Here is a 26,394-nt window from a genome sequence, read left to right as displayed (position 1 = left end):
CTCGCGATTCACGAGACGACCTCGTGCATCTCGGTGTCGGTCAGGCCGGCGCGGCGCGATCGCCGACGCAGGTTCCAGGCGGCCCACCGCTCACGGGGCGTGGGGTCGTCGGGGAGTTCGCCGAGGCGGCGGGCGCTGGCGTCGCTCAGGCGGAGCAGGATCGCCAGCACGATGTAGTTCGACAGCAGCGACGAACCGCCGTAGCTGACGAACGGCAGGGTGATGCCGGTCAGCGGCACGACCTTGATCACGCCGCCGATGATGATGAACGCCTGCACGCCGATGATCGTGGTGAGGCCGGTGGCGAGCAGCTTGTCGAACGTGCGGTCGGTACGCAGCGCGATGCGGAGGCCGGCGCCGATCAGCAGCAGGTAGGCCATCAGCACGGTCGTGGCGCCGACGAGGCCCATCTCCTCGCCGATCGCGGCGAAGATGAAGTCGTTCTGTGCCTCGGGCACCTTGTCGGGGCTGCCGCGGCCGAGGCCGGTACCGACGATGCCGCCGTCACCGATCCCGTAGAGCGCCTGGACGATCTGGAATCCCTTGCCGTACTCGTCCTCCCACGGGTCGAGCCAGATGTCGACGCGGGTCTGGACGTGTCCGAACATCTTCCACGACATGAAGGCGGCGGCGCCGAAGAGCACGAACCCGATCACGAGGTAGCTGACGCGCTCGGTCGCGACCCACATCATCACGACGAACAGGGTGAAGAACAGGAGCGACGAACCGAGGTCGCGTTGGCCGACCATCACCATCACCGAGAAACCCCACGCGACCAGGATCGGTGCGATGTACTGGAGTTCGGGGAGCCGCAGCGGGCCGATCTTCCACGTCGACGCGGCGATCAGCTCGCGCCGCTCGGCGAGGTAGGCGGCGAAGAAGACGGCGAGCGCGATCTTGGCGAACTCGCCGGGTTGGAAGCTCATCGGACCGAGTCGGACCCAGATCCGGGCGCCGTTGATGTTGACGCCGAGACCGGGCACCATCGGCAGCAGCAGCAGGAACGCACCACCGAAGAACAGTGTCCACTTGTACCGAGCGAGGTCCGCGGTCCGCTGGACGAGGAACAGGGTCGCGACGAAGGCGAGGATCGCGACGAAGCTCCAGAGGGTCTGGAGCGCGGCGAGTTCGTCGTCGAGCCGGGTGATCATCACGTAGCCGATGCCGTGGAGCAGGACGGCGACGGGGAGCAGCGTGCCGTCGGCGCCACGGGCGAGGAGCCGGACGGCGACGTGGGCCACACCGACCAGCAGGAGCAGCAGGCCGAGGAACGGGCCGATCCGGGCAGGGATCTGGGCGTTCGCGCCGAGCGATGCGAGCGTGTACGCGACCGCCGTGATGAGTCCCGCCATCACGACGAGCATCAGCTCGGTGGATCGACGTCGGCGCACGAGCGTGCGTGCCGGCGAGGCCCCGGTGGACGACATCAGTCCACCCGTCGACGGCGACGTGCCGGCCGCGACGTCACTCGTCGGGCTCCGTCGTCGTCGGCGTCAGGCGCTCCGAGACGAACCGCTCGGCGCTCGCCTGCGACTCGAAGTTCGGTTGCTCCTCGACGAGCGCGATCTTGTCGTCGTCGAGTTCGTCGCGGAACGGTCCGAACGCCTCTCGTGTCGGGTCGAACCACAGCACGCTGTCTTCGCGCCCCTGGTAGATGACGACCTGGCCGTCGTCGTCGAAGGCGACGAAGTAGCCGGAACGTGCCCACGCCGCGAAGATCGCGAATCCGAGGATCAGGACGGCGGCGACGCCGACGGCGAGCATGAAGCGGGCGAGGCGGGCGAGCCGCTTGCGCTTCGGTTTGGTCGCATCGGTCGGGGTCGCGTCGGTGTCCGGGTCGAGGATCGGCACGGCGACACCGGGCGCCGGAGTGACGTCGTCGCCCCCGTCGTACAGCGCCGTGGCGTCACGGCCCTCGTCGTCGCCGTCGTCCTCCGCCTGGTCGTCGCCGTCTTCGTCGTCGTCGGGTGGGTCGGCGACGATCTCGGTCTCACCGGTCGAGTCGAGGTCGCCGTCGTGCCAGACCGGGACGACGTCGAATTCCTCGGTCGGGTCGGGCGGGTCGTCGCCCTCGATGACGTCGACGATGACCACGGTGATGTTGTCGCGACCACCGGCGTCGTTGGCGGCGTCGACCAGGGCCTGTGCGGCGGCCTCCGGGTCGTCGGCGTGCTGTCGGAGGACATCGGTGATCGCGTCGTCGGTGATCTCGTCGACGAGCCCGTCGCTGCACAGCACGAACCGGTCGCCGCGGATGATCGGCATCGTCCACGAGTCGACCCGCACGTACGGTTCGATGCCGAGCGCCCGGGTGACGATGTTGCGGCGGGGGTGGGTGCGGGCTTCGTCGCGGGTGATCGCACCTTCGGCGACGAGTTCCTGCACGAAGCTGTGATCGATCGTGAGCTGACGGAGCCGACCGTGTCGCAGCACGTAGCTGCGCGAGTCGCCGACGTTGGCGACGGCGAACGCCTCACCGTCGTGCGGGTCGCTGACCACGGCGAGCGCGGTGACGGTGGTGCCCATCCCGGCGCGGTCGGGATCGTCGATGGAGCCCTGGTAGATCTCGGTGTTGGCCTCGCCGATCGCGGCAACGACGTCGTCGAGCGTGTTGGCCGAGGTCATCGGCAGACGTTGGTCGAGTCGCTCGACCGCCATCTCGCTCGCGATCTCGCCGGCCAGATGACCGCCCATGCCGTCGGCGACGACGAACAGGCCTTCACCCGCGTGGGCGTGGTCTTCGTTCTGGGCTCGCAGCTGGCCTTCGTGGCTGGCGCTGCCCCAGCGCAGGATGGCCACTACTGGGCCTCCAGCACGGTGTATCCGACCTGGATGCGGTCGCCGGTGTTGAGGGTGTGCCGCTGGGTCAACTTGGCCCCGTTGAGGTAGGTGCCGTTGCGCGACCCGAGGTCGTCGACGACGACGTGGCCGTCGGCCATCGAGATCGTCGCGTGGTGCGAGGAGATGTAGGCATCGTCGGTGATCACGACGGTGTTGTCGGATTCACGGCCGATCGACACGGTGGCACCGAGCGCGAACGCGGTGCCCCGGCGCTCTTTCGGTTCGAGGGTGACGAGACGGGCCGGGGTGCCGCGGCGACCCTTGGCCGGCTTGGACGGGCGGCGACCGGTCGGCGCCGGCACACCGCCGGCCGGCGTCGGCGACGGTTGCGGCACCGGTTCACCGGCGTGGCGGGCGTTGATCGGTTGGCGGACCTCGCTCCACACCGCCCACAGCACGCGGGCGAAGAACAGGTACAGCAGTGCCAGGAGCACCAGTTTGAGGACGTCGAGTACCTGATCGGTCATGGGAGTCGCGAGGGGTGCCGGGTCACGAGGCTTCGAAGCGGATGCTGACGGAGCCGACGGTGATGATGTCGCCGTCGGCGAGGCGATGGTCGGCCACGAGGCGTTCGCCGTTGACCGACGTGCCGTTGGTCGAGCCGAGGTCGGCGATCACGAACCCGCTGCCGGATCGTGTGATCTGGGCGTGGTGGCGGCTGGTGTTGCCGTCGGAGATGATGACGACGCAGTCGGCGAGGCGGCCGATCAGGTTGACGTCGTTGGTGAGTTCGATGCGGTCGCCGGACGGCATGACGATCGTGCCGGGTCGTTTGCCGGGTTCGGACTGCTTGAGCTGCGACGAGATGCCGAAGTGCCCGGCGCGCAGCGAGTTGTCGACCCGCAGCTCGACGGCGACGGGGCCCATGAAGTGGTAGCCCTCCTCGCGGGCGTACTCGCGGATCGCCTCGACGAGCTCGGTACGCAGGGCGTCCTCGATGTCGGCGAAGCCGGCGTGGTCGGATGCGGACAGCATCACGGCGAAGTCGTTCGGCACGATTCGCTGCCCTTTGACGTCGACCGAACGATGGTCGTCCATTTCGCGGATGAGGCGTCGACCGAGCTCGATCGGACGGATGGAGTTGCGCGAACGACGGAACACGCCCTCGACCATACGCTCCAGGCGACCTTCGAGTCCTTGCATGCCCATGGTCGGAGCAAGGCTAACGGTTGTCGCCGGTTCCGTGAACGATGCGGGGGCGCGTATCTGAACGGCCTCCGAGTGCTCTGTGCAGGCACGGGTTCACGACGGGGGTGAGGCAGATGGGGGTTCGGACGCAGGCCAGACGGTCGGTGATGATCCTGTTGATCGTCGCCGGCGCGGTGGCGATGGGGGTGTCGACGCAGCTCGACCGGATCTGGTGGATCCTCGTGTTCTTCATGATCGGCATGACCTGCCTGTCGTTGCTGCTGCTCCAGATCAACGACGCACTGGCGCGCCGTCTCCGGGCGGGAGCGTCGTCGTGGTGGCCGTGGGCGTTCGGCGGCATGGCCGCGTTCGGGCTCGGGGTGGTCGCGTTCTCGATCGCGAAGCAGTCGTACCCGATCGTGGCGATCGCGGGGATGGTGCTGCTGACGCTCGGCATCATCGGACTGTTCCTGTGGATCGGGCGCGACGATGCTGTCGGCGAGGTCGGCGAGGTCGGCGAGGTCGGCGAGGTCGGCGACACGGCGGGCAGCGCGGCGGCGGTGCCGTCGATCGGTGTGGGGAGCGCGGCGTGGTACGGCTTCGAGGCGATGGCGGTCGGGATCGGGCTGTTCCTGATCTCCGACGGCACCGCTTCGGTGGTCGGTTCGGTCGCGTGGCTCGCCGGGCTGGTCACGATCAAGATCGGCTCGATCTCCTACCTCGAGTCTCGTGGCGACGCGCTGGGGCGCACGGTGCGGATCCTCGTCGACGTCACGCTGCTCGGGTTGTTCGTGATGTTCGCCGGAGCGTTCACGTCGAACTCGATCATGTTGCTCGTTGGCCTGTCGGTGGTGGCGGCGTCGATGTCGATGCTCGGCGTCGGCGCCCTGCAGCTCGACTGCCCCGCCCGGAAGGCGTGGTGGGCGATGGGGCTGGCGTTGGTCGGGATGACGATCGTGTGGGGCTGGATGGCGTACGTCATGCAGAACCCGGGGCTCGCGTTCGTGCTCGGGCTGATGATCGCGCTGACGGGTGGGTTCTTCGTGCTGCGCGGCGAGGGCATCGTGCTGCTGATGCTCGCCGGCTACGTGATCGCCTGGGGGCTCGTCGACCGGTCGGTCACGATCGCCGAGACCGTGCCGACCGTGACCGGCAAGCCGGTGCAGATCGTGGCGCTCGGCGATTCGTTCATCTCCGGCGAGGGTGCGCTCGAGTTCTTCGATGGGACGAACGAGGCGGGCGGCAACCAGTGCCGGCGGGCGCCGACGGCGCACCCGTTCCTGATCGCGCGCGCGCTCGGCACGAACGTGCTGTCGCTCGCGTGTTCTGGCGCCAAGATCGCCGACCTGACCTCGTGCGGCCAGATGTGGCCGGACGGCCGCCGCTGCCGAGCGCGCCCCGAACCGGACGGCGACGGCGACCTCTCGGGCGACGCCGACCTGGTCGCGGACCCCGATGCGCCGAACCCGCTGGTGGGGGTGTGGGCCGACGCACTGGCGGCCGACGTCGACGAGCCGCCCGGTGCACTGCCGCAGTTGGTCTCGGCGCTCGATCGAGGTGCGACCGCCGAGGCCGAGGTGGTGCTGTTGAGCATCGGCGGCAACGACGTCGGGTTCTCGTCGATCGTGAAGGCGTGTCTGCTGCCGAAGGGGTGTGAGGAGCGGCGCGAGATCTGGTTGGACGCGATCGATCTCCTCGGCCCGCAGCTCGACGAGGTGTACGGCGAGGTGCGCGGCGCGTTCCCTTCGGCCGAGGTGTTGGTGATGCCGTACCCGATGCTGGTCAACGCCGAGCGGCGCACGAGCTGCGACCTGGGGCTGTCGCAGGAGGAGCGCGAGTTCGTCGTCGACTTCATCCAGAAGCTCGACCTGACGATCGCCGACGCGGCCGGGCGGGCAGGCTTCGTGTTCGTCGCCGCGGGCGTCGACGCGTTCGACGGTGCGCAGTTGTGCGGCGAGGCGGCCGGAGCGAACCACCTGAAACTGGTGCCGCCGGCCGGTGACCCGCTGGGCCGGTACTCGCCCGCGACGTGGATCCCCGGGAGCATGCACCCGAACGAGTTGGGTCACGAGCTGACGGCGACCGCCGCCGTGTGCCGGGCGGCGCAGGCGCTCGGGTCGGGCGAGATGACGGGCGTGGTCGCGGGTGACCGTCCGTTCGACTGCACGACCGACCCGGCGGTGGCCGATGACGGTGACGGCGACGGCGACGGGTCTGCCGGTGCCGGTGGTGGCGACGATGGAGATGGTGAGGTGCCGGCTGCGGTCGACGATCGGATCGACGAACTCGCCGCCGAAGTGGCCGCGGTGACCGACGAGTTGGTGTCGGACGACGAGTGGATCCGCGTCGAGTTGTTCCGGACCGTTCGGGCCCTCGCGTTGCCGCTGGTGTTGCTGCTGGCTGCCGGCATGGTGTTCGCCTGGGGTTTCGCCCAGCTGAACAACCCGTTCAGCCGCTTCCTTCGCCAGGAGCCGGGCTCGTAGGGGCCGGTTTCGTGACGCCGAACGGCGTTGCGGGTCGTTCGGTCGGACGGTTACGCTTCGCAGTCCACGTTGCGCGAGTGGCGGAATGGCAGACGCGCCAGCTTCAGGTGCTGGTGTCCGCAAGGGCGTGGGGGTTCAAGTCCCCCCTCGCGCACCATCGACGAGGCCCCGGCAACTGGCCGGGGCCTCGTCGCGTCGGAACCCGGTGCCAGTAGCCTCGGCGCAGTTCTCGACCCGGTGGAGCAGGAGCAAACGTGGCAGGTGGATTGACGGGACTTCTCGACGACGTGGCGGCGCTGGCGAAGCTCGCCGCCGCCTCGATCGACGACGTCGGGGCCGCAGCCGGCAGGGCGAGCACCAAGGCCGCCGGTGTGGTCATCGACGACACGGCCGTCACGCCGGCGTACGTCCACGGTCTCGCTGCCGATCGCGAACTCCCGATCATCAAGCGGATCGCCACCGGGTCGTTCCGCAACAAGCTGCTCTTCATCCTCCCCGTGGCGCTGCTCCTCAGCGAGGTCGCCCCGAAGGTGGTCGAGGTCATCCTCATCTTCGGTGGCGCCTACCTCTGCTTCGAGGGTGCCGAGAAGGTCTGGCACAAGCTCCGCCACAACGGTCACGACCGCGACGTCCCGGCGGTGATGAAGGGCCCCGAGGCCGAGAAGGCCACGATCGCGGGCGCGATCCGCACCGACTTCATCCTCTCCGCCGAGATCATGGTCATCGCGCTGAAGGAGGTGATCGACGAGGCCGTCTTCCAGCGAGCGGTGATCCTCGTGGTCGTCGCGATCGTGATCACGTTGATCGTCTACGGCCTCGTGGCCCTCATCGTGAAGATGGACGACGTCGGCCTCGCCCTCGCACAACGAGAATCGGCGGGCGCCCAGCGGGTCGGCCGACTGCTGGTGAACGGCATGCCGAAGCTGCTGACCTGGCTGTCGATCATCGGGACGGCCGCGATGCTGTGGGTCGGCGGGCACATCATCCTCGTCGGTGCCGACGAGCTCGGTTGGCACGGCCCGTACGGGTTGGTGCACGACCTCGAGGAGTCGGTGCACGACGTCGGCGGCATCGGTGGCGTGCTGGCGTGGCTGGTCAACACGTCGCTCTCGGCGGTGCTCGGCCTCGCCATCGGCGCGCTCGTGGTCGCCGTGGTGAGTCGCCTGCCGTTCGGCGATTCCGACCATCACTGACGGCTCTGCCACGGGCGGCACCCGCCCACCTCCAGCATTTGCATGGCGATATTGAATACAGTACCGTAGGCCCTCGAGGCGAGTGTCGCCCGCAGGATCTGAGGGGGTTCCATGATCGGCCGACGTTTGACCGCCCCAGCGCTGTGTCCGGTGCTGCTCCTGCCCGTCGCCGACGGAGGCGACGACGGCATGGTGATCAGCACAGCGAGATGATCAGGAGACAGGCATGAGTGACACGTCACCGACCACGGCAGAGCGCTACCTCGAGGTGCTCCGGGACCGCGGCATCGAGTCGTTGTTCGTCAACGCGGGCACCGACTTCGCCCCGATGGTCGAGGCGTACGCCGGCAACCCCGATGCGGCCGAGCAGTTCCCGGTGCCGGTCCTCGGCGGTCACGAGAACCTGATCGCCGGCATGGCACACGGCGCCTACCTCGCCACCGGCGAGACCCAGGCGGTCATGTTCCACGTCAGCGTCGGCACCGCCAACGCGGTGTGCGCCGTGATCAACGCGGCGCGCGACAACATCCCGATGCTGGTCACCGCGGGCCGAACACCCGTGTTCGAGTCGGACGTGCTCGGATCGCGCGACCTGCCCATCCACTGGGCCCAGGAGATGTTCGACCAGTCGTCGATGCTACGAGAAGCGGTCAAGTGGGAGTACGAACTCAAGGACGGCCGTCAGATCGAGGCCGTCGTCGACCGTGCCATCGCGATCGCCAACACCGAGCCGAAGGGCCCGGTGTACCTCACGTTGCCGCGCGAGGTGCTGGCCTCCACCACCTCCGCCCCCGTGTCCCGAGCGCCGGCGTCGCCCCCCACGCCGGCCGCTCCCGACGGCGATGCGATCGACAGCGTGGTCGATCGCATCGCCGCCGCCCGACTCCCGGTCATCGTCACCGCCCGATCGGGTGCCGACCACTCGACCGTCGCTGCACTCGCGTCGCTCAGTGAGACCTACGCGATCGCGGTCGCCGAGGTGGGCGGCCGATACGTCAACCTGCCCGACGGTCACCCGAACCTGATCGGTCGACCCGAGGCGGTCTACGCCGACGCCGATGTCGTCGTGTACCTCGATTGCGACGTCCCGTGGATGGAGTCGGCCGGTGCACCGAGCCCCGACGCGCACGTCGTGCAGACCGGGCCGGATCCGATCTTCGCCCGCTACCCGATGCGCACCCACCGAAGCAACAGCACGATCACCACCGGCACCGCCGCGTTCCTCGGTGCGCTCGAGCGTGGGCTGAGCCGACGCGCCGACGACATCGACCAGGGCCGGGCCGACCGGATCGCGGCGATCGCCGCCGCGCACCGTGACCGCATCGTCGGCGCGGCCGATGCCGAGCTTGCCGCCGACGGTGCGATCACCAAGTCGTACCTCTCGATGGTGCTCGGTGAGCTCGCGCCGACCGACGCGGTCCTCGTCAACGAGTACTGGATGCAGCCGCCGCACCTGCGCCGCACGCTGCCCGGCACGTTCTTCGGTCTGCCGACCGCCGGTGGGCTGGGCTGGGGGCTGCCGGTCGCGCTCGGGGTACAGCACGCCCGCCCCGACGCGACCGTGATCTGCGGTGTCGGCGACGGCGCCTACATGTTCGCCAACCCGGCCGTGTGCCACCACGCTGCCGCCAAGCACGACCTCCCGGTGCTCACGATCGTCGCGAACAACGCCCGGTGGGCGGCCGTCGACGGGTCGACCCGGATGGTGTACCCCGATGGCGACGCCGCTCGGACCAACTCGACGATCATGTCCGATCTGTCACCGATGCCCGACCTGCAGATGTACGCCGTGGCGTCGGGCGGGTTCGGCGCGCAGGTCACCGACCGCTCGCAGCTGCGCCCGGTGCTCGAAGCAGCGCTCCGCGTCGTGCAGACCGAGCGCCGCCAGGCGGTCGTCGACGTCGCCTGCGCCTGACCCGTCGTCAGGTGGCCGGGGGCGCCAGGAGCGCCCGGTACTCGACATCGCTCAGACCGAGGTTGCGTTGGAGTGACCGCTGCAGCTGCGTGCGCGTCCGTTCGGCCGGGACGTCGTCGTGGAACAGGGTGCGGTCGACCGCCAGCCCGTCGCGCAGTGCGGTGAGCCTCGTCGCGGTGTCGTGGTGGTCGTCGCATGTGAACTCGCCAGCGGCCTCGCCCTCGGCGATGAGCTCGACGATCGTGCCGACCTCGTGCGCGTCGAGTTCGGACATGACCGAGCGGATGCCCGGGTGGCGACGCGTCTCGCCCCAGGTCTCGACCCACAACAACCAGGAGCCGTCGGCCGCATCACCCGGCAGCGAATCGCAGAGGACGTCGGTCAGTCGCGCCGTCGCCGTCCCGGGCCCGCGGGCGATCGCCTCGCGGAAGTTGCGGTCGTCGAGGCTCGCGGCCTGCACCGCCGCCTCGATCAACTCGGGTTTCGACGTGAAGTGGTAGTGGACGAGGGCGTTCGACACACCGGCCGCCTTCGCGACGTCGGCGACGGTCATGTCGGTGAAGCCGATGTCGATGATCACGCGCACGACGGCGTCGAGGATCTCGGTCCTCCGTTGATCGCTGGCCGATGTCGACATGCGACTCGAGCGTACCGAGCGCCGGGGGACGCGAGCCTCAGCCGGCGATCGGTGCGGTGGCGAGTTCGCGTGCGGCCGCAGCACGGGTCCAGGCCACCACGTCGTCGCGGGTGATCAGGGCATCGTGGGCGACGACCTGGAGGGCGAGTCCGTCGAGCACCGAGAGCAGCCGCCATGCAGCGGCGTCGGGGTCGTCGCTCGTGAACTCGCCGGTGTCGACGCCGTGCTCGATGATGCCGCGCACGAGGCTCTGCCACTCACGGTTGAGACGTCGTGACACCTCTTGCAGCGCCGGGCGCCGGGCTGCCTCCGACCACGCGTCGAGCCACAGTTGCATCGTCCAGTCGGACTGGGCGGGTGCGTAGGTCTCGATGAAGGCGTCGAGCTGCCGGCCGGCGTCGGCGCCGGCGGTGATCGCCGCTCGGGCTCGTTCGAGATCGGTGCCGGCCGCCTGCTCGAACGCAGCCGCCAGCACGTCGTCCATCGATGCGAAGTAGTGGTGGATCAGTCCGCTCGACGTGCCCATCTCGGCACCGACGTCGCGCACCGTGGTCGCCCCCAACCCGTGCCGGCGGGCGACGGCGAGCGCTGCGTCGACGATCGTGCGACGTCGGTCGTCGGGCGAGAGGCGGGCCATCGCTCGGCACCCTAGACAGCTATTGCGCGCTTGTCCAACAACGCGGTACCGTCCATCCATGATTCGACAGTCGCCGTTCCACGATCGTGTTGCGGCCGCCAACCAGACGTCGTTGTGGAGCCACTGGTCGGGTCACCTGGTCGTCGACAAGTACCAGATGTCGGAGAAGTTCGAGTACGTCGCGATCCGCAACGCGGCCGGCATCTTCGATTCGTCGCCGCTCTACAAGTACCGGATCGTCGGGCGCGACGCCGAGCGCTTCCTCGCCGGCGTGCTGACGCGTGACATCCGAACGTGTCGGCCCGGCCAGGCCCAGTACACGATCTGGTGTGACGACCGCGGCTACGTCAACGAGGACGGCGTCGTGTTCCGACACGGCGCCGACGAGTTCCTGCTCACGGCGGCCGAACCGAACCTCGCCTACTTCCGGAACCTGGTCGGCGGGCTGTCGGTCGAGATCACCGAGGTCACGTACGACCATGCCACCCTGGCGATCCAGGGGCCGAACAGCCGGGCGATCCTGTCGCAACTCACGCCCGAGGTCGAGCACCTCGCCTTCTTCGATCACGTGCCGGCCGAGCTCGGCGACGTCGCGGTCAACATCTCGCGGACCGGTTTCACCGGCGACCTCGGCTACGAGATCTTCTGCGACGCCGCCGACGCCAACGCCGTGTGGGACGCGGTCACCGAGGCCGGTCTCCCGTACGGATTGCTGCCGTTCGGGCAGACGGCGTTGCTGATGGCTCGCATCGAAGCCGGTCTGCTGCTCGTCAACGTCGACTTCGAGGCGAGCCGCCTGGCCGAGAACGACGAGCACCGCTCGACCCCCGACGAACTCGGTCTCGGTTGGATGCTCAAGGGCATCGACGACGACACCCGCCCGTTCGTCGGCCGCAACGCGATCCGGCGCGAGCGGGCCGACGGCACGTCGCGCTGGAAGATGATGGGCCTCCTGGTCGACCCGTACGACCACGCCGCCAAGTACACCGCGGCCGACATGGTGCCGCCCAAGGACCACACACCGGTCCACGAGGACATGATGGTCTACGACGACGCCGCACAGCGCGTCGGGTACGCGACCAGCTTCATGTACTCACCGATGCTGCAGCGCCACATCGCGCTCGCCCGGATCCGGCCCGACCTCGCCAAGACGGGCACCCGCGTCAACCTCGAGTTCACGATCAACCACCGGTACGTGCAGGTCGGCGCCGAGGTCGCCCGCACGCCCCTGTTCAACCCGCCACGCAAGACCGACGTCCCGTCCACGTCGACCAGCCCAGGAGCAGCATCATGAGCGCGAGCACCGAGTACGACGCGATCGTCATCGGGGGCGGCCACAACGGTCTCGTCAACGGCGCCTACCTGGCCAAGGCGGGGCTGCGCACGCTGATCCTCGAGCGTCGTCACGTCGTCGGTGGCGCGGCGATCACCGAGGAGCTGCGACCGGGGTTCCAGTTCACCACCTTCTCATATGCGCTCAGCCTGCTGCGTCCCGACATCATCCACGACCTCGACCTGGTCGAGCACGGCTTCATGCCACTGTTGATGCCGTCGTCGTTCTGCCCGATGGAGAACGGCGACGCGCTCGTGATGGGTCAGGACCGCAACGAGAACATCATCGAGATCGCCCGCCACTCGCAACACGATGCCGATGCGTACGACCAGTACAGCCACGACATCGAGATGGTCGTACGGGCGGTCAAGCCGCTCTTCGACAAGGCGCCACCCGACATCTTCGCGACGTCACCCGAGGGCCTGGCGGAACTCGCCGACCTCGCCAAACACATGCGCGGCATCGAGCCGACCGTGCTCCACAACCTGGTGCGTCTCCTCACCGGGAGCGCGGCCGATTTCCTCGACGACTACTTCGAGAGCGACATCATCAAGGGCTACCTCGCGTCGTCGGGCATCATCGGCACCAAGGTCGGTCCGATGTCGCAGGGCTCCGGGCTCGTGCTGCTGTTCCACGGGATGGGCGAACACGACGGCCACTACGGCTCGTGGGCGTTCCACAAGGGCGGCAACGGTGGCTTCACCCAGGTGCTCGCCCGCGCCGCTGAGGGGTTCGGTGCCGACATCCGGCTCGGCGCCGAGGTCGAACAGGTGATCACGTCCAACGGCAAGGCGCTGGGCGTGGCACTGACCGACGGCACCGAACTCCGAGCGAAGGTGGTCGTGTCGGCCGCCGACCCGCGACGCACGTTCACGAAGTTCGTCGACCAGCGCGAGCTGCCGACCGACCTCGTCGACAGCCTCCGTCGCTACCGCTACCAGGGCACATCGTCGAAGGTGAACTTCGCGCTCGACGGGCTCCCGAAGTACCCGTCGCTCGGCGAGCGCGGCGACATGTTCCGCGGATTCACCAACATCGGGCCGTCGATGGAGTACCTCGAACGGGCTTTCGACGAAGCGAAGTACGGCTGGTACTCGACACGCCCCTACATCGACGGTGCGATCCAGTCGACGATCGACCCCGACATGGCGCCGCCCGGCAAGCACGTGATGTCGTGCTTCGTCCACTACACCCCCTACGAACTCAGGGGCAGCGACTGGACGACCGAGCGTGAGCAGATGGCCGACAACGTGCAGGACACGCTCGAGTCGTTCTTCCCCGGCTTCGGCGACCTCGTGCTGCAGCGTGAGATCGTGACGCCGCTCGACATCGAGACCGTCGCCGGGCTGCCCGAGGGCAACATCTTCCACGGTGAGTTCCTCGCACCACAGATGTACTTCTTCCGGCCGGCACCGGGCTGGAGCCAGTACCGCACCCCGATCGACGGCTACTACCAGTGCGGCTCGGGCACCCATCCCGGTGGCTGCGTCAGCGGTGGCCCCGGCAAGCTCGCCAGCCAGCGGATCCTCGCCGACCTCGCCGGCCAGGTGTACAGCTAGTTGTGCATGACGGGGACGTTGTCCTTGAGCGTGTCGATTGGTGTTGACCATCCGAGTGCGCCGTGTGCTCGGTGGTGATTGTAGAAGTGCACGAAGTGGTCGTACTCGACTGAGCGTTCGTCGTCGCTGTGCCAGTCGCGGATGTAGGCCCATTCCTCGAGCAGGATTCGGGTGAAAGCGTTCGATCTTGCCGTTGGTCTGGGGTCGGAACGGTCGTGTCCGTTTCGGGGTGATCCCGGCAGCGAGCAGCGTGTCTCGCCACAGGTGACTCTTGTAGCAGGACCCGTTGTCGGTCAGCACTCGTTCGACGGTGATGCCGTGAGCGTTGAACCAGGTGTTCGCTCGGTGCCAGAAGGCGACGGCGGTGACGGCTTGTTCGTTGGCGTGGATCTCGGAGTAGACGAGGCGGGTGCGGTCATCGAGCGCCGAGTGCAGGAACCTGTAACCGGTAGTTGACCGTTTCGCCGTGGGGGCGTTGCCTTTGCCGTGGATTCGCCAACCGCCACCGTCGGGGATGCCAGCGAGTTTCTTGACGTCGACGTGGACCAGCTCACCGGGCCGATCGCGCTGATAGCGCACGACCGAGTCCTTGGTGGCACGATCACCGGAGTCGAGCCGGCCAAGACCCTCGGCGATGAGGATCTTCTGCACCGTGGAACTGGCCCGACCAACCTCGAACCCGATGTGGGCAGCACCCCACCGATGCTGTTGACGCAGCTCGATGATCCGCCGCCGACAATCATCAGGTGTTGCGCTCGGAGAACGGTGCGGCCGCGACGAACGATCCAACAAACCCGACGACCCTTCGGCGACGAACCGGTCCCGCCACTTCCGAACTGTCTTCGCGTCGACCTGGAACCGTTCCGCAGTGGCTTCGATCGTCCAGCCCCGATCGATCACACAGGCAATCATCTTGCGGCGACCGAGCGGTGTCAGTGACGCGTTCGGGTGTTGGGTTCTAGCGTGTCCCATCGAGCTCTCCTTGCGAGTGGTGTGCGTTGTCGAAGACACACAGCCTCGCTCGGAGGGCTCACCTATTCAGCGGACCAACAATCCCATCCCGCCAGGGACAACGTTCCCGGTCATCACAGCTAGTGGGTCGTCGGATGCGGGTGATCGTCGTGGGCGCGGGCGTGTCGGGGCTGACCGCGGCTCGCGACCTCGCGCGGCACGGCGCCGATGTGACGGTGCTCGACGCCCGCGACCGCGTCGGCGGCCGGACCTGGACGGCCGACGTCGGCGGTGCAGCGATCGACCTCGGCGGTTCGTGGATCCATGGGCCGATCGACAACCCGCTCGCCGACGAGGTCCGCTCGGCAGGCCTGACCTGGGCGAACGACGGGCTGTGGGGGATGGGCCTCACCGTCTTCGTCGACGGCGAGGGGTGGGCGCCCGCGCACGTGGCAGCGACGCTGGTCGCGAGCCAGGCCGACTTCGACCCGGCCGAGGCGGCGGCCGCGCTCGGCCCGTCGGCGACGTACCACGACGCAGCCGAGTGGTACGTGCAAGACCGGCGGCTCACCGGCGACCAGGCCGACGTCGTCAGATTCGGGATCGAGTGGCTCGAGGCGACGCTGAACATCGCCGGCCTGCCCGACCGGGTGTCGGTGCCCGGCACCGCGGGCTACGTCGACCATGCCGGCGGCAACGTGATGATCACCGGCGGCTACGCCCGGCTCGTCGAACATCTCGCGGCCGGACTCGACATCCGGCTCGGCGAAACCGTGCTGGCGGTCGACCACGGCACCGACGGCTGTGTCGTCACGACTGCGACGTCTCGGTACGACGGTGACCGGGTCGTCGTCACCGTGCCGCTGACCGTGCTCCAGCAACGTCGAGTCGCCTTCACTCCGGCGGTCCCCGAGCACGAAGCCGCAGCCGACCGGCTCGCGATGGCGAACCTCGAGAAGGCGGTGTTCCGCTTCGACGAACGGTTCTGGCCGGCCTCGGCCCGTCGGATGACGTTCGTGTCCGACGACCACCGATTCCCGACCTGGATCGACACGTCGTACCACGCCGGCGCGCCGACCCTGATCGCGTTCTACAACCCGCTCGCCACCCCCGGTCTAGCGGACCGCTCCCTCGACGAACGAGTGGCCAAGGCGCTCGACGTGCTGCGCACGATGATCCCCGACGCGCCCGACCCGATCGCGGTCCACATGACCGACTGGACCAACGACCCGTTCGCCTCGGGCTCGTACAGCTACGTCCCGGTCGGCGGCGGCCCCGCCGACATGGCGCAGCTCGCCCGGCCCGGGTCCGACCGCCTGTTCTTCGCCGGTGAGCACACCGTGCCGCGTCACTTCGGCACGGTGCACGGCGCGTACATGTCGGGTCGCCGCGCGGCAGCAGAGATCGCCGCCGCCGGCCGTCACGGCTGACGCTCGTCATGTCGCCGCCCGGACTGCCGGCTGGTGGCTGAGCCCTCGGGGTTGAGCTCTCGGGGTGAAGGAGAAACTCGCTGTACGCGCCCGGCAGCGTTCGGTACCGTGAACCACCAGGATCCGAGGAGGCGTGATGAGCGCAGACGATGCACCGGACGAATCGGCAGCGGTCGAGGCAGCGTGGGCCTACGAAGGCCTGCACGTCGAGGCGCTCTTCCGTCAGTGGACCACCCCGGTGCTCGACGCCGCGGCCGTCTCGACCGGTGACCGCGTCCTCGACGTCGCCTGCGGCACCGGTGTGCTGGCCCGAGCCGCCGTGTCAGCGGTCGGCCCCGACGGGGCGGTGAACGGTCTCGACATCGGACCCGGGATGCTCGCGGTCGCCGAGGAGCTCGAACCCCGCGTCCGATGGGTCGAAGGCGATGCCGGCGCGCTCCCGTTCGACGACGACGAATTCGACGCGGTCGTCTGCCAGTTCGGACTGATGTTCTTCCCCGACCGGGTCCAGGCCATCCGCGAGATGCTGAGGTGTGTGCGGCCGGGAGGCCGGGTCGCGGTGGCGGTATGGGAGACGCTCGATCGTTCCGAGGTGTACCCGCTCACCGTCGACCTGCTTCGTCGCCGAGCGGGCGACGCGGCCGCCGACGCGCTCCGGGCTCCGTTCGTGCTCGGCGACACCGACGAACTCCGGTCGTTGTTCGAGGAGGCGGGCGTCGCTCGCGTCGCGATCGACACGCAGCACGGGACGGCCCGATTCCCGAGCGTGAGGTCGATGGTCGAAGCCGATCTGCGCGGGTGGCTGCCCGTGATGGGCGTGCAGCTCGACGAATCGGGAATCGAGCAGATCCTGGCCGAGGCCGAGGAACTCCTGGCCAGGTTCGTGACTGCCGACGGAACGATGGTGTTCGACGCCCCCGCCCATGTGGTCTCGGTGGAATCACCGGGGACGGCGGCCATCTGACCGCAACGCCGAGCCCACCTCAGATGCTCATGCTGGTGAGGCTGGCGTCACCGTCGACGCCGCCTCGGCGGAACAGACGCATCACCAGCCAGGCGATGACGACGGCGAGGAGCGTGATCACGAGCATCACGGTCGCGAGCGCGTTCACGTTCGGGGTCGCCGCGGCCCGCGCCGACGAGTAGATCTTGATCGGCACCGTCTCGGTCGATGCTCCCGTCGACAGGAACGACGAGATCACGAAGTCGTCGACCGACGTGGCGAACACGACCATCAGGCTGGCGAAGATCGCCGGCCCGAGTTGCGGCAGGAGCACCATCCGGAGCGCCTGCGTGCGCGATGCGCCCAGGTCGCGCGCGGCCTCCTCGAACTGGATGCCGATCGACAGCAGTCGGCCGCGGACGATGATCACGACGTACGACATCGTGAACGTGACGTGGCCGAGCAACTGCGTGGTGAACCCACGCGGCACGCCGGTGTAGATCTGGGTGAACACGAGGAACAGGGAGACACCGACGACGATCTCGGGCGTCACGAGCGGCAGCAGCATCAGATTGTTCGCGCCGCGTGAGATCTTGCCGCGCCACCGTTGCAGGCCGATCGCCATCGCGACGCCGAGCGGGGTCGCGATCAGCATCGTCAGGCCGGCCAGTTTCAGCGTGTTGAGCAAAGCGGTCTGGAGCTCGTTGCTCTGCCAGACCGAGGCCGGGTCGTCGGTGTACCACCGCATAGACATCGCCTGGAACGTGGACCGGCTCTTGCCCGAGTTGAACGAGATCCGCACGGCGATCAACACCGGCACGAGCGACCACAGCACGTAGAGCCACGTGATTGCGGCGAGGGCCCCGAACCGACGGCGCTTCATGCGGCTGCCGCCTCGCGCTGCGAGCGGGCGATCGTCACGAGGTAGTACGCCATCAACACCATCAGCAGCACCATCAGCACGATCACGAGTGATGCACCGGTCTGCGGCTGGCTCGATCCCCGCAGGAAGAACTCGATCTGGTTGCCGACCATCTCGGTGCGCGGCGACCCGCCGGTGAGGTAGGTGTTGGTGTAGTAGTCACCGCACATCGGCAGCACGACGATCACCGATGCCGCCATCAGCCCGGGAATCGAGAGCGGCAGCGTGACCCGCAGGAACGTCCAGGATGCCGATGCGCCGAGGTCGCGCGACGCCTCGATCAGCTTGCCGTCGAGCCGTTCGAGCGCGGCGTACAGCGGCAGGATGAAGAACGGGATGTAGCCGTAGATCAGGCCGAACACGACGGTCGGCCAGTCACCGTCGAGCCAGTTTCGCGACGATCCGAGTTGGAGCCAGCCGAGCACACGGTTGATGTAGCCGTCGGTCTGGAGCAGGTTGACCCAGGCCAGCATCCGCATCAGGTAGCTGATCCAGAACGGCAGCACCAGCAGCGCGAGCAGGAGTCCGCGTGAGCGGTGCGCTGACCTGGCGACGTAGTACGCGACGGGGTAGCCGATCAGACAGCAGCCGGCCAGCGACGCCAGGACGAACAGCCCGGTGCGGGCGAACACGCGACGGAGGTCGTCGGTGAACACCCGGTCGAGGACGTGGCGCATCGTGTCGAACTCCCACGCCAATGGGTTCCACTCGGGGTCGGTGGTGCGCAGGATCGGGTCGATCCCCCCGAACGCGACCGCCAAGATCGCATACGACGGGATCACGAACAGCGCGACCAACCAGAGCGTGCCCGGCGTCGCCAGCGCGGCCCAGAACCCAGCGCGGACGCGCGCGGATGGCGGCCCGGTCCTCGGCGGGTAGTCGAGTGCGCCACCCACCGATCAGCCGGCGGTGAACCTCGACCAGGTCTCTTCCCAGACGCGGTCGGTGTCGGTGTCGAGCGGCTCGAATCGGAGCCCCTTGCCGATGATGTCGTCGGTGAGCACCGCCGACCGGAGATTCTCCGGCGCGTACTCGTTCTCGATCAGGTAGTCGGCGTCGAGGCCTTGGATCGGCGGCAGGTAGCCGTTCCAGCCGAAGTTCTCCTCGGCGTTGGCGGCGTCGAGCAGGAAGTTGATCCACAGGTGCGCGAGCACCGGGTTCTTGGCGGAGGCGGTGACGGCCATGCAGTCGTTGTTGACGACGCCGACACCGTCGGGCGGGTACCACCAGCCGAGCACCGACGCATCGGTGCCCTCCGGCATGTACCAGACCCCTGCCAGCATGTCGCCGCTCCAGGTGTGCGCCAGGTCGGTCGCGCCTTCGGGGATGTCCTTGTACGCCTCGATGTTGACCTTGATGTTCATCAGGTCGACGAGTTCGGCGAGGTCGGCTCCGGCCTGCTCGATCTGCGCGGTGTCGGTGGTGTTCACGTCGGTGATGCCCCGACGCAGGAGCGCCATGGAGATGCCCTCGCGGTAGTCGTCGAGGATCGACGTGACGCCCTGGTGGGCCGGGTCCCAGAGGATGTCCCACCCCATCTCCTCGACCTTCGCCGGGTCGATGCGGTCGCTCCGGTAGGCGATCCCCGACGAGAACACGGTGTACGGCACGGTGTAGGTCGAACCCTCGTCGTACCACGGGCTGGTGAACGACGGCAGCACGTTGGAGAAGTTCGTGAGGTACGACTTGTTGAGCGGCTGCAGCAGACCGCCCGCGATGAGGCGGTCGAGCGTGTTCGGTGCCGCCGAGTTGTGCACGTCGACGTCGACCGAACCGTTGGCGAGTTTGGTGATCGCCTCGGCGTCGACGTCGAAGGTCGTGATCTCGACCGTGACGCCGTACTGCGCTTCGAAGGCGGCGACCGTGTCGGGGTTGACGTAGTCGGCGTAGTTGTACACGCGCAGTGGACCGGCCTCGGGTTCGAGCCCGTCGTCGATGGCGTCGGTGACAGCGCCGCCACCCGTGTCGTCGTCACCACCGCATGCCTGGAGCAGCGGGACGCCGGCTCCGAGCATGACGCCGAACCCGGCCGCGTGGCCGATGAACTCCCGTCGGGTCGTAACCATCCGTTCCCCCAATTTTCAGTTGTGACCCGGCGGTGCCAGGTCTCGATTCAATCGTGTGCGCCCTGGCTCCGGATGTCGAGGTACCGGTGCACGAACTCGGTGACGTACGAGTCCTTTGCGGTCAGGCCCCCGCCGGCGAACGAGCGCGACGACACGCCGCGCTGGACCATCTCGCAGACCGCGAAGTCCTGGGCGCCGACGAGTTCGTTCAGATCGACCTCGGGCGAGGGATCGAAGTCGTCGCGGTCGACGTCGTCGGCGGCGAACAGGTACTCGGCGACCACCACGGTCCGCTCGGCGGAGACCGGGAAGAGCGCCGTCACCGCGAGGTTGGTCGGCGTGAGGTCGAACTCGAGGTTCGGGAAGAACACGAGACCGCTGTACTCGGCGTTGGGTGCGATCCCGGGGAGTGGCGACAACGTCGTCTGGCCGTCGGCGGTCAGCGCCCGTGCGCCCGGCCGGAGGTCGACGATGTCGTCGTCGCGCGCCGGGTCGACGACGTGGCCGGAGCGGTAGAGCGGGATGACGTCGACCAGTTCGGGGTGGACGACCGCGCAGTGGAGACACTCGTTGTAGTTCTCGATCAAGATCTTCCAGTTCGCGGCGACGACGGCCTCGGTGCGGTGCCCGATCCGGTAGTCGGCGACCGGGACGTGGGCGAAGTCGTCGATGCCGGGCGACCATCGATCGAGCCACGAGGCGAGCGACGGCGGATGTTCGGCGACCGACACGAAGACCAACCCGTTCCAGACGTCGGCGTGATGGGTCCACAGCCCGTACTCGGCGCGGTCGAACTCGTCGTCGACGCGAGGGGTCGCGACGAGTGTTCCGTCGAGCGAGTAGGTCCACGCGTGGTACCCGCAGCGGATGTTGCCGGTGGCCGGCACGTTGCCGGCGGCGCAGAGTTCGGATCCCCGATGACGGCAGACGTTGGCGAAGGCGTGGATCGCTCCGTCGCGGTCGCGGGTGACGATCACGGACTCGCCGGCGAGATCGAACACACGCCGCGTGCCGGCCGGGAGTCCGTCGGCGTGGCACACGAACATCCACCCGGCGTGGAAGATGTTCCGCCGCTCGAGTTCGAAGATCGCCGGGTCGCAGTAGTCGGCAGACGTCAGGGTGGGGGCGAGGCCCTGCTGCGGCGGGACGTCGTCGTGGAGGTGGTGGGTGGTGTGCATGCGTCGCCCTTGTCGCCTGAGTGATCAGATTCTAGACTGACTGGTCAGTCAGGACAAGAGCGGCCCCGAGGTCCGCATCGCCATGAGTACCGAGACGACGACGATCGACGACCGAATCCGCGAAGAAGAGGCTCGGTTCGTCGACCGCAACCGACGGTCAGCCGAGCTGTACGACCGGGCGCTCCACTCGATGCCGGGCGGTGTGACGTCGAGTTGGTCGAGCACTCGCCCGATCCCCATGTGGGTCGAACGCGGCGAGGGCAGCCATGTGTGGGACGTCGACGGCAACGAGTACGTCGACTACCACGCGGGCTACGGCGTCAACGTGGTGGGCCACGCCAACCCGGCCGTGGTCGAAGCGGTCCAGCGGCGGGTCACGATGGGGACCCACTTCGCACAGCCGGTCGAGGACGCGATCGTGGTCGCCGAGGCGCTCGCCGATCGGTTCGGGTTGCCGCAGTGGCGCTTCAACAACTCCGGCACCGAATCGACGATGGACGCGATCCACCTCATGCGGGCGATCACCGGACGCGACCTGATCATCAAGGTCGAGGGTTCGTACCACGGACACCACGACCTCGTGAACGTGTCGCTGTGGGGATCGCTGGGCGAACTGGGCCCCCTCGACGATCCGCTCCGCGAGCCGGGACCCGGCATCCCGAAGGTGATCGCCGACCTCGTGCGCATCGTGCCCTTCAACGACCTCGCCGCGGTCGAGCGCGTGTTCGCCGACCATCCCGATCGGGTCGCCGGCATGATCATCGAGCCGATGATGATGAACGCCGGGATCATCCCACCGGTGGCCGGATACCTCGAGGGGCTTCGCGATCTCGTCCACCGGCACGGCGCGCTGCTGACGTTCGACGAAGTCAAGACCGGCATGGTCGTCGCCTACGGCGGAGCGACCGAACTGTTCGGCGTCACCCCCGACATCATCTGTCTGGCGAAGGCGCTCGGCGGTGGTGTGCCGTGCGGAGCGGTCGGAGGGACCGACGACGTGATGAGCGCGATCGGAGACGGCCGGTACGCCCAAGTGGGCACGTTCAACGGCAACCCGCTCACGATGGCTGCGGCACGGGCGGTGCTCACCGAGGTGCTGACGCCCGACACGTACGAGCGGGCCGAGACGCTCGGGCGCGAGATGTTCGACGGTTGCACCGAGGTACTGGCCGCGCACGGGTTGCCCTCGTACGGCATCGTGCACGGCTTCAAGGGCTCGGTCGTCGTCCACGACCGCCCGGCCACGAACTACCGCGAGTTCCTGGCGATCGACACGGCGGTCAGTCACCTCAACTATCTCGTCCAGCACAACGGCGGCGTGTTCCTGGCGCCGTGGGCGAAGAGCGAGTCGTGGACGTTGTCGGTCGCGCACACGCCCGACGACGGCGCCCGCCTGGTCGAGAACACCCGGAGGCTCGGCGAGCTCCTCGGCGCGACGTCGGAGCGAGCGTCGGAGCTGTTCGACGTCGGTGCCGTCACGTGACGCACCCGAGCGGCCGAGGGGCGGTCGGTGATCGAGGCCTTCGGTGGATGCGCTAGAACACACGCGATGCCGATGACGCACGATGTGACCGAACCCCGGGCACGGGTCGGTGGGCGGGTCGAACTCGTCTCGCTGATGAAGTCCTACGGCTCGCAGCGGGTGCTCAAAGGCATCGACCTCACGGTCGAGGCTGGTGAGTTCTTCTCGTTGCTCGGACCCTCGGGGTGCGGCAAGACCACCACGCTGCGACTGATCGGCGGGTTCGAGGAGAACGAGGCGGGCGCGGTGCTGATCGACGGGGTCGACATCGCCGGCGTCGCTCCAGAGCGGCGGCCCGTCAACACGGTGTTCCAGAACTACGCACTGTTCCCGCACATGACGGTCGCCGACAACGTCGGCTTCGGGCTCCGGTTCCAGAACTGCTCGAAGGACGAGCGTCGCCGCCGGGTCGGCGAGGCGCTCGAACTCGTCCGGCTCTCCGACTTCGGTGGTCGTCGACCGCATCAACTCTCCGGCGGCCAGCAGCAGCGCGTGGCGCTCGCCCGCGCCCTCGTGTTACGACCGCGGGTACTCCTGCTCGACGAGCCGCTGGGCGCACTCGACGCCAAGCTGCGTCGTGCCCTGCAGTTCGAGTTGAAAGAGTTGCATCGCGAGGTCGGCATCACGTTCGTGTACGTGACGCACGATCAGGAGGAGGCGCTCACCATGAGCGATCGCCTCGCGGTGATGCGCGAGGGCACGATCGAACAGGTCGGTCCACCGCAGGAGGTCTACGACGTACCCAACTCCACCTACGTGGCCGACTTCCTCGGTCTCGCGAATCTGCTGCCCGGTGTCGTGACGAGCAACGGCGAGGTCGAGGTGCTCGGCCGCACGTTGCCGGCGAGTACCGGAAGCGTTCGTGGCGTCTGCACCGTGTTCGCCCGCCCGGAGCGACTGGCGTTGACCGACCCCATCGCCGACCCGTCCGCGGATCGTGTCCTCGGGGTGGTGGACGACGTGGCGTTCGTCGGTTCGACCACGCACGTTCGTGTCGCGGTCGACGGTCAGGAGCTCGAGGTGGTGCTGTCGAACGACGGTGCGTCGTCGGTACCGACCCCCGGAACGCGAATCGGTGTGGTGTTGGCGCGCGAGGCCCTGCGCGTCCTCGAACGCTGAGCCGACGTTGACCCGGCCGGCGTGTCGGAGGAACCTGATGGGTGGGGCGCGCTTCGGCGTCGAACGGTTCCTGTCACCCGAATCGGCTCGGCGCTCGTCTGTCCAAGTGTCCGTGCTGCGCCATGCGTGGCGGATCGAGAGGAGACGACATGGACTGGTGGATTCTGGAACTGGTCTTCGTGGCCGCGATGTTCGTGGTGATCGGGGTGCTCGGTCCGCTGATCAAGCGGTTCGGCAAGGCGTACGCGGCCGACGTGTTCCAGGCGAACCCGCGCACGGGTAAGAGCTACCTCGTGCTCATGGACTTCGCCTACTACATGATCTTCGGCGCCTACATCCTGTTCGTCATCAAGTGGGAGCCGGATACGGGTTGGGCCGACACCGTCAATGCTCAGCAGATCCAGGGCTCCGTCGCCCGCCTCGGCGGCATGGTCCTCCTGATGGGACTGCTCCACGGCCTCAACGTCCTCAGCCTGCCGATCATCGGTCGGGTGTTCACGCTCAACAAACGTCTCGACGACGAGGTCGCCGGCCCGCGCGCCGCCTGACACACCCCGCGCGGCGTCCGCCGCGCACGAATCGGTCGCACGCTCGCCACGGCACCGGTCCGACACCGGGATCCGGCTCCTCGGAGCCACCCACACGAAAGGAGTCGCCCGTGAAGAAGGTGCTCACGCTCATCATCCTGACGGCGACCGGCCTCGCAGCCTCCGCTGCGCCGGTCGACGCTCACAACGGGAGGTCGCTCGAGGTCACCAACGGCCGCTTCCAGACCCTGCCCCATGACGCCGACGGCGTCCACGACGAGGTGAAGGGCGGGGCGATCATGTTCCGCTTCGCCGATGCCACCGCCGTGTACGTCGAGGTCAAGGGGCTCGCACCGGACACGACCTACCCGACCCATGTCCACAATCAGCCGTGTTCGTCGACGCCGCCGGGAGGCGGGCACTACCAGAACACGGTGTCCGGGCCGGTCGACGCGACCAACGAAATGTGGCCGACCGTCACCACCGACGACAGAGGTCGCGGCTCGGGCAGGGCGTTCCACGCGTTCCGGGCTCGCCCCGAAGCGCAGTCGGTCGTGATCCACCACCCGGCGAACACGTCGATCCGATTGGCATGCGTCGACCTGTCATGAACACGGTGGCGAGCGGCAGGGGGTGGCGAGCGATCGCCTCCCCCTGCAGCGACCCCGGTGGCGGGTCGTGAACGCCGAACTGACGGTGGCGACCTCCACCGTCACGCAGGTCGACGCCGATGCGCTCGTCGCCGACCTGTTCGCCACCGAAGCCCGGTCACTCGTCCACCTCGCACGAATGTTCTGCGACGATCAGGCGGCCGCCGAGGACCTCGTGCAGGAGGCGTTCATCCGGCTCCATCGTTCGGCCGGATCGATCCGCGACCTCGGTCGGGCCCCCGCCTTCCTCCGGTCGATCGTGATCAATTTGGCTCGCGATCACAACCGACGGGGTCTGATGTCGCTGCGCCACCGAGCGACGACGCATCGGTCCGGCGTCGAGACAGGTCTCGAAGACGAGGCGCTCGACGTGGCGGCAGGTCGGGCGGTGCTCACGTCGGTTCGCCTCCTGCCCGAACGGCAACGGGCGTGCGTCGTCCTTCGCTACTACCTGCAGTACTCCGAATCCGAGACGGCCGACACGCTCGGCATCTCGAAGAGCTCCGTGAAGACCCACTGTCGCCGGGCGCTCGCTGCGCTCGAGCGCGTCTTGGAGGACGATCGATGAACGTCGAACAGCGCCTGATCGAGGTGTTCCAGACGTCGGCTCGCCCCGAACCCACCCCCGACCTCTTCACCCGAGTGGTGCACTCGATCGAGGAGGATCGACGCCATCGGCGCCGGGTCGTGGCGTCCGCCGTCGCCGCCGTGGTCACCTTCGCCGCGGTCGTCGTCGCCGGGGTCGTGGCGATGCAGGACAGTCCGGGACCGCGTCAGGGTTACGTCCACCGGGCGACGATGGAACTCCTGGAGTGGGTGGTGCTCGTCGTGCTGCTGCTGGCGCTGGGCCCGGCGATCCGTCGATTCGGACGCGGCTACGTCGACGATCTGTGGCCGCGTGGTTCAGCCGTCCCGCGAGCGTTGCTCCGTTTGATGGACCTCGCGTTCTATCTCGTCGGCACCGGATACGTCCTGCTCACTGCTCAGTTCGAGTTCGGGCCCGAACTGATCGCGGAACGATTGTCGGGTCAGCTCGCCGAGGCGTCGTTCCGGATCGCCGGTCTGCTGCTGGCGCTCGGGATCCTGCACGCGGCGACGCTGTTCGTGCTGCCGGCCGTTGCACTGATCGACAACTCCACCCGGCGGGGGGTGTCGCCGCCGCGCTGGGCGATGCTCGGGCTGGTCGCGGTCGGTGTCAGCGTCGCTCTCCCGTTCCAGGTCGCGATCGCGCTCGGCGTGTCGGGACCGCCGTGAGCACACCTGCCCACAGCAGGTCACCCTGGAAGTGATCAGCGGTCAGCAGCCGGCGTTCTCGGCTGCCGCGACATCGGACGTCGCGGTCCAGGGCTCGGCGCTCGCG

At 68.3% G+C, this 26,394-nt stretch carries 23 protein-coding genes, 1 tRNA gene and 1 pseudogene; 14 read left to right on the top strand and 11 right to left on the bottom strand.

The window, feature by feature from the left end; genetic code table 11:
* Nucleotides 1-8: 8 nt before the first annotated feature.
* The 4 genes from R8G01_14285 to R8G01_14270 are packed head-to-tail and all read right to left on the bottom strand — an operon-like array spanning nt 9 to nt 3,990.
* On the bottom strand, nt 9-1,427 hold the full coding sequence (locus R8G01_14285; protein MDW3215165.1) for an FtsW/RodA/SpoVE family cell cycle protein: 1,419 nt from the start codon (nt 1,425-1,427) through the stop codon (nt 9-11).
* A gap of 37 nt (nt 1,428-1,464) precedes the next feature.
* Nucleotides 1,465-2,799, bottom strand: coding sequence for a Stp1/IreP family PP2C-type Ser/Thr phosphatase (locus R8G01_14280; protein MDW3215164.1), 1,335 nt, complete (start codon nt 2,797-2,799; stop codon nt 1,465-1,467).
* Nucleotides 2,799-3,308: an FHA domain-containing protein gene (locus R8G01_14275; GenBank protein MDW3215163.1), complete on the bottom strand. Its 510-nt coding sequence runs from the start codon at nt 3,306-3,308 to the stop codon at nt 2,799-2,801. The genes R8G01_14280 and R8G01_14275 overlap by 1 nt, the downstream gene beginning before the upstream one ends.
* 22 nt (nt 3,309-3,330) lie before the next feature.
* Complete coding sequence (locus tag R8G01_14270) at nt 3,331-3,990, bottom strand: DUF3662 and FHA domain-containing protein (GenBank protein MDW3215162.1); 660 nt, start codon at nt 3,988-3,990, stop codon at nt 3,331-3,333.
* Nucleotides 3,991-4,136: 146 nt separating this feature from the next.
* Between R8G01_14270 and R8G01_14265 the strand changes: the two genes are divergently transcribed.
* The 4 genes from R8G01_14265 to R8G01_14250 all read left to right on the top strand — a co-directional run bounded on the left by R8G01_14265 (nt 4,137) and on the right by R8G01_14250 (nt 9,560).
* Nucleotides 4,137-6,452 (top strand): SGNH/GDSL hydrolase family protein, encoded by a 2,316-nt coding sequence (locus R8G01_14265; GenBank protein ID MDW3215161.1) that lies wholly within the window; start codon nt 4,137-4,139, stop codon nt 6,450-6,452.
* Between the two features lie 71 nt (nt 6,453-6,523).
* Nucleotides 6,524-6,609, top strand: a tRNA-Leu gene (locus tag R8G01_14260).
* Between the two features lie 97 nt (nt 6,610-6,706).
* Complete coding sequence (locus tag R8G01_14255; GenBank protein MDW3215160.1) at nt 6,707-7,645, top strand: DUF808 domain-containing protein; 939 nt, start codon at nt 6,707-6,709, stop codon at nt 7,643-7,645.
* Between the two features lie 226 nt (nt 7,646-7,871).
* Nucleotides 7,872-9,560 carry a thiamine pyrophosphate-requiring protein gene (locus R8G01_14250; protein ID MDW3215159.1) on the top strand — a complete coding sequence of 563 codons (1,689 nt, stop codon included), beginning with the start codon at nt 7,872-7,874 and terminating at the stop codon, nt 9,558-9,560.
* A 7-nt stretch (nt 9,561-9,567) separates the two neighbouring features.
* Here the strand turns inward: R8G01_14250 and R8G01_14245 are convergent, their stop codons facing one another.
* Nucleotides 9,568-10,197 carry a TetR/AcrR family transcriptional regulator gene (locus R8G01_14245; GenBank protein ID MDW3215158.1) on the bottom strand — a complete coding sequence of 210 codons (630 nt, stop codon included), beginning with the start codon at nt 10,195-10,197 and terminating at the stop codon, nt 9,568-9,570.
* A 37-nt stretch (nt 10,198-10,234) separates the two neighbouring features.
* Nucleotides 10,235-10,834 (bottom strand): TetR family transcriptional regulator C-terminal domain-containing protein, encoded by a 600-nt coding sequence (locus R8G01_14240; protein MDW3215157.1) that lies wholly within the window; start codon nt 10,832-10,834, stop codon nt 10,235-10,237.
* 58 nt (nt 10,835-10,892) lie between these two features.
* Here R8G01_14240 and R8G01_14235 point away from each other — a divergent pair, with 58 nt between their 5' ends.
* Nucleotides 10,893-12,128: an aminomethyltransferase family protein gene (locus tag R8G01_14235; protein MDW3215156.1), complete on the top strand. Its 1,236-nt coding sequence runs from the start codon at nt 10,893-10,895 to the stop codon at nt 12,126-12,128.
* Complete coding sequence (locus tag R8G01_14230; GenBank protein ID MDW3215155.1) at nt 12,125-13,726, top strand: NAD(P)/FAD-dependent oxidoreductase; 1,602 nt, start codon at nt 12,125-12,127, stop codon at nt 13,724-13,726. Before R8G01_14235 ends, R8G01_14230 begins: the two co-directional genes overlap by 4 nt.
* Here the strand turns inward: R8G01_14230 and R8G01_14225 are convergent.
* Nucleotides 13,723-14,698, bottom strand: a pseudogene (locus R8G01_14225) (IS481 family transposase). The gene R8G01_14230 and the pseudogene R8G01_14225 sit on opposite strands and share 4 nt — an antisense overlap.
* Before the next feature lie 134 nt (nt 14,699-14,832).
* Here R8G01_14225 and R8G01_14220 point away from each other — a divergent pair.
* A complete protein-coding gene (locus R8G01_14220) occupies nt 14,833-16,107 on the top strand; it encodes an NAD(P)/FAD-dependent oxidoreductase (protein ID MDW3215154.1) in 1,275 nt (424 codons plus the stop codon).
* 136 nt (nt 16,108-16,243) lie between these two features.
* A complete protein-coding gene (locus R8G01_14215) occupies nt 16,244-17,071 on the top strand; it encodes a class I SAM-dependent methyltransferase (GenBank protein ID MDW3215153.1) in 828 nt (275 codons plus the stop codon).
* 19 nt (nt 17,072-17,090) lie between these two features.
* Here R8G01_14215 and R8G01_14210 read toward each other — a convergent pair whose 3' ends face one another.
* Genes R8G01_14210 through R8G01_14195 form a run of 4 tightly spaced genes read right to left on the bottom strand, consistent with a single transcriptional unit; the run spans nt 17,091 to nt 21,216 of the window.
* Nucleotides 17,091-17,933 (bottom strand): ABC transporter permease, encoded by an 843-nt coding sequence (locus R8G01_14210; GenBank protein ID MDW3215152.1) that lies wholly within the window; start codon nt 17,931-17,933, stop codon nt 17,091-17,093.
* Complete coding sequence (locus R8G01_14205) at nt 17,930-18,868, bottom strand: ABC transporter permease (protein MDW3215151.1); 939 nt, start codon at nt 18,866-18,868, stop codon at nt 17,930-17,932. The genes R8G01_14210 and R8G01_14205 overlap by 4 nt, the downstream gene beginning before the upstream one ends.
* A 3-nt stretch (nt 18,869-18,871) precedes the next feature.
* Nucleotides 18,872-20,038, bottom strand: coding sequence for a spermidine/putrescine ABC transporter substrate-binding protein (locus tag R8G01_14200; GenBank protein ID MDW3215150.1), 1,167 nt, complete (start codon nt 20,036-20,038; stop codon nt 18,872-18,874).
* 47 nt (nt 20,039-20,085) lie between these two features.
* Nucleotides 20,086-21,216, bottom strand: a complete 1,131-nt coding sequence (locus R8G01_14195; GenBank protein ID MDW3215149.1) for an aromatic ring-hydroxylating dioxygenase subunit alpha — start codon at nt 21,214-21,216, stop codon at nt 20,086-20,088.
* 82 nt (nt 21,217-21,298) lie between these two features.
* Between R8G01_14195 and R8G01_14190 the strand changes: the two genes are divergently transcribed.
* From R8G01_14190 to R8G01_14165, 6 genes are all read left to right on the top strand, one after another.
* Complete coding sequence (locus R8G01_14190) at nt 21,299-22,699, top strand: aspartate aminotransferase family protein (GenBank protein MDW3215148.1); 1,401 nt, start codon at nt 21,299-21,301, stop codon at nt 22,697-22,699.
* A 66-nt stretch (nt 22,700-22,765) separates the two neighbouring features.
* Entirely contained in the window at nt 22,766-23,857 is a 1,092-nt protein-coding gene (locus R8G01_14185) for an ABC transporter ATP-binding protein (protein MDW3215147.1), read from the top strand.
* A 149-nt stretch (nt 23,858-24,006) separates the two neighbouring features.
* Nucleotides 24,007-24,405 carry a hypothetical protein gene (locus tag R8G01_14180; GenBank protein ID MDW3215146.1) on the top strand — a complete coding sequence of 133 codons (399 nt, stop codon included), beginning with the start codon at nt 24,007-24,009 and terminating at the stop codon, nt 24,403-24,405.
* Nucleotides 24,406-24,515: 110 nt separating this feature from the next.
* Complete coding sequence (locus tag R8G01_14175) at nt 24,516-24,995, top strand: hypothetical protein (protein MDW3215145.1); 480 nt, start codon at nt 24,516-24,518, stop codon at nt 24,993-24,995.
* Nucleotides 24,996-25,062: 67 nt separating this feature from the next.
* On the top strand, nt 25,063-25,602 hold the full coding sequence (locus R8G01_14170; protein MDW3215144.1) for a sigma-70 family RNA polymerase sigma factor: 540 nt from the start codon (nt 25,063-25,065) through the stop codon (nt 25,600-25,602).
* The gene (locus tag R8G01_14165; GenBank protein MDW3215143.1) at nt 25,599-26,288 is read left to right on the top strand and encodes a hypothetical protein; all 690 of its coding nucleotides are present in this window, start codon (nt 25,599-25,601) and stop codon (nt 26,286-26,288) included. Before R8G01_14170 ends, R8G01_14165 begins: the two co-directional genes overlap by 4 nt.
* Nucleotides 26,289-26,394: the final 106 nt, after the last annotated feature.

The organism is Ilumatobacteraceae bacterium (assembly GCA_033344875.1).
Lineage (GTDB): Bacteria > Actinomycetota > Acidimicrobiia > Acidimicrobiales > Ilumatobacteraceae > Ilumatobacter.
This window is presented reverse-complemented; position numbering and strand designations above follow the sequence as displayed.

Coding starts and splice junctions, on each gene's coding strand:
- R8G01_14200 (MDW3215150.1), bottom strand. CDS start 20,038: ATGGTTACGACCCGACGGGAGTTCATCGGCCACGCGGCCGGGTTCGGC.
- R8G01_14235 (MDW3215156.1), top strand. CDS start 10,893: ATGATTCGACAGTCGCCGTTCCACGATCGTGTTGCGGCCGCCAACCAG.
- R8G01_14250 (MDW3215159.1), top strand. CDS start 7,872: ATGAGTGACACGTCACCGACCACGGCAGAGCGCTACCTCGAGGTGCTC.
- R8G01_14220 (MDW3215154.1), top strand. CDS start 14,833: ATGCGGGTGATCGTCGTGGGCGCGGGCGTGTCGGGGCTGACCGCGGCT.
- R8G01_14190 (MDW3215148.1), top strand. CDS start 21,299: ATGAGTACCGAGACGACGACGATCGACGACCGAATCCGCGAAGAAGAG.
- R8G01_14185 (MDW3215147.1), top strand. CDS start 22,766: ATGCCGATGACGCACGATGTGACCGAACCCCGGGCACGGGTCGGTGGG.
- R8G01_14230 (MDW3215155.1), top strand. CDS start 12,125: ATGAGCGCGAGCACCGAGTACGACGCGATCGTCATCGGGGGCGGCCAC.
- R8G01_14285 (MDW3215165.1), bottom strand. CDS start 1,427: ATGTCGTCCACCGGGGCCTCGCCGGCACGCACGCTCGTGCGCCGACGT.
- R8G01_14195 (MDW3215149.1), bottom strand. CDS start 21,216: ATGCACACCACCCACCACCTCCACGACGACGTCCCGCCGCAGCAGGGC.
- R8G01_14245 (MDW3215158.1), bottom strand. CDS start 10,197: ATGTCGACATCGGCCAGCGATCAACGGAGGACCGAGATCCTCGACGCC.
- R8G01_14240 (MDW3215157.1), bottom strand. CDS start 10,834: ATGGCCCGCCTCTCGCCCGACGACCGACGTCGCACGATCGTCGACGCA.
- R8G01_14210 (MDW3215152.1), bottom strand. CDS start 17,933: ATGAAGCGCCGTCGGTTCGGGGCCCTCGCCGCAATCACGTGGCTCTAC.
- R8G01_14165 (MDW3215143.1), top strand. CDS start 25,599: ATGAACGTCGAACAGCGCCTGATCGAGGTGTTCCAGACGTCGGCTCGC.
- R8G01_14265 (MDW3215161.1), top strand. CDS start 4,137: ATGATCCTGTTGATCGTCGCCGGCGCGGTGGCGATGGGGGTGTCGACG.
- R8G01_14275 (MDW3215163.1), bottom strand. CDS start 3,308: ATGACCGATCAGGTACTCGACGTCCTCAAACTGGTGCTCCTGGCACTG.
- R8G01_14270 (MDW3215162.1), bottom strand. CDS start 3,990: ATGGGCATGCAAGGACTCGAAGGTCGCCTGGAGCGTATGGTCGAGGGC.
- R8G01_14180 (MDW3215146.1), top strand. CDS start 24,007: ATGGACTGGTGGATTCTGGAACTGGTCTTCGTGGCCGCGATGTTCGTG.
- R8G01_14215 (MDW3215153.1), top strand. CDS start 16,244: ATGAGCGCAGACGATGCACCGGACGAATCGGCAGCGGTCGAGGCAGCG.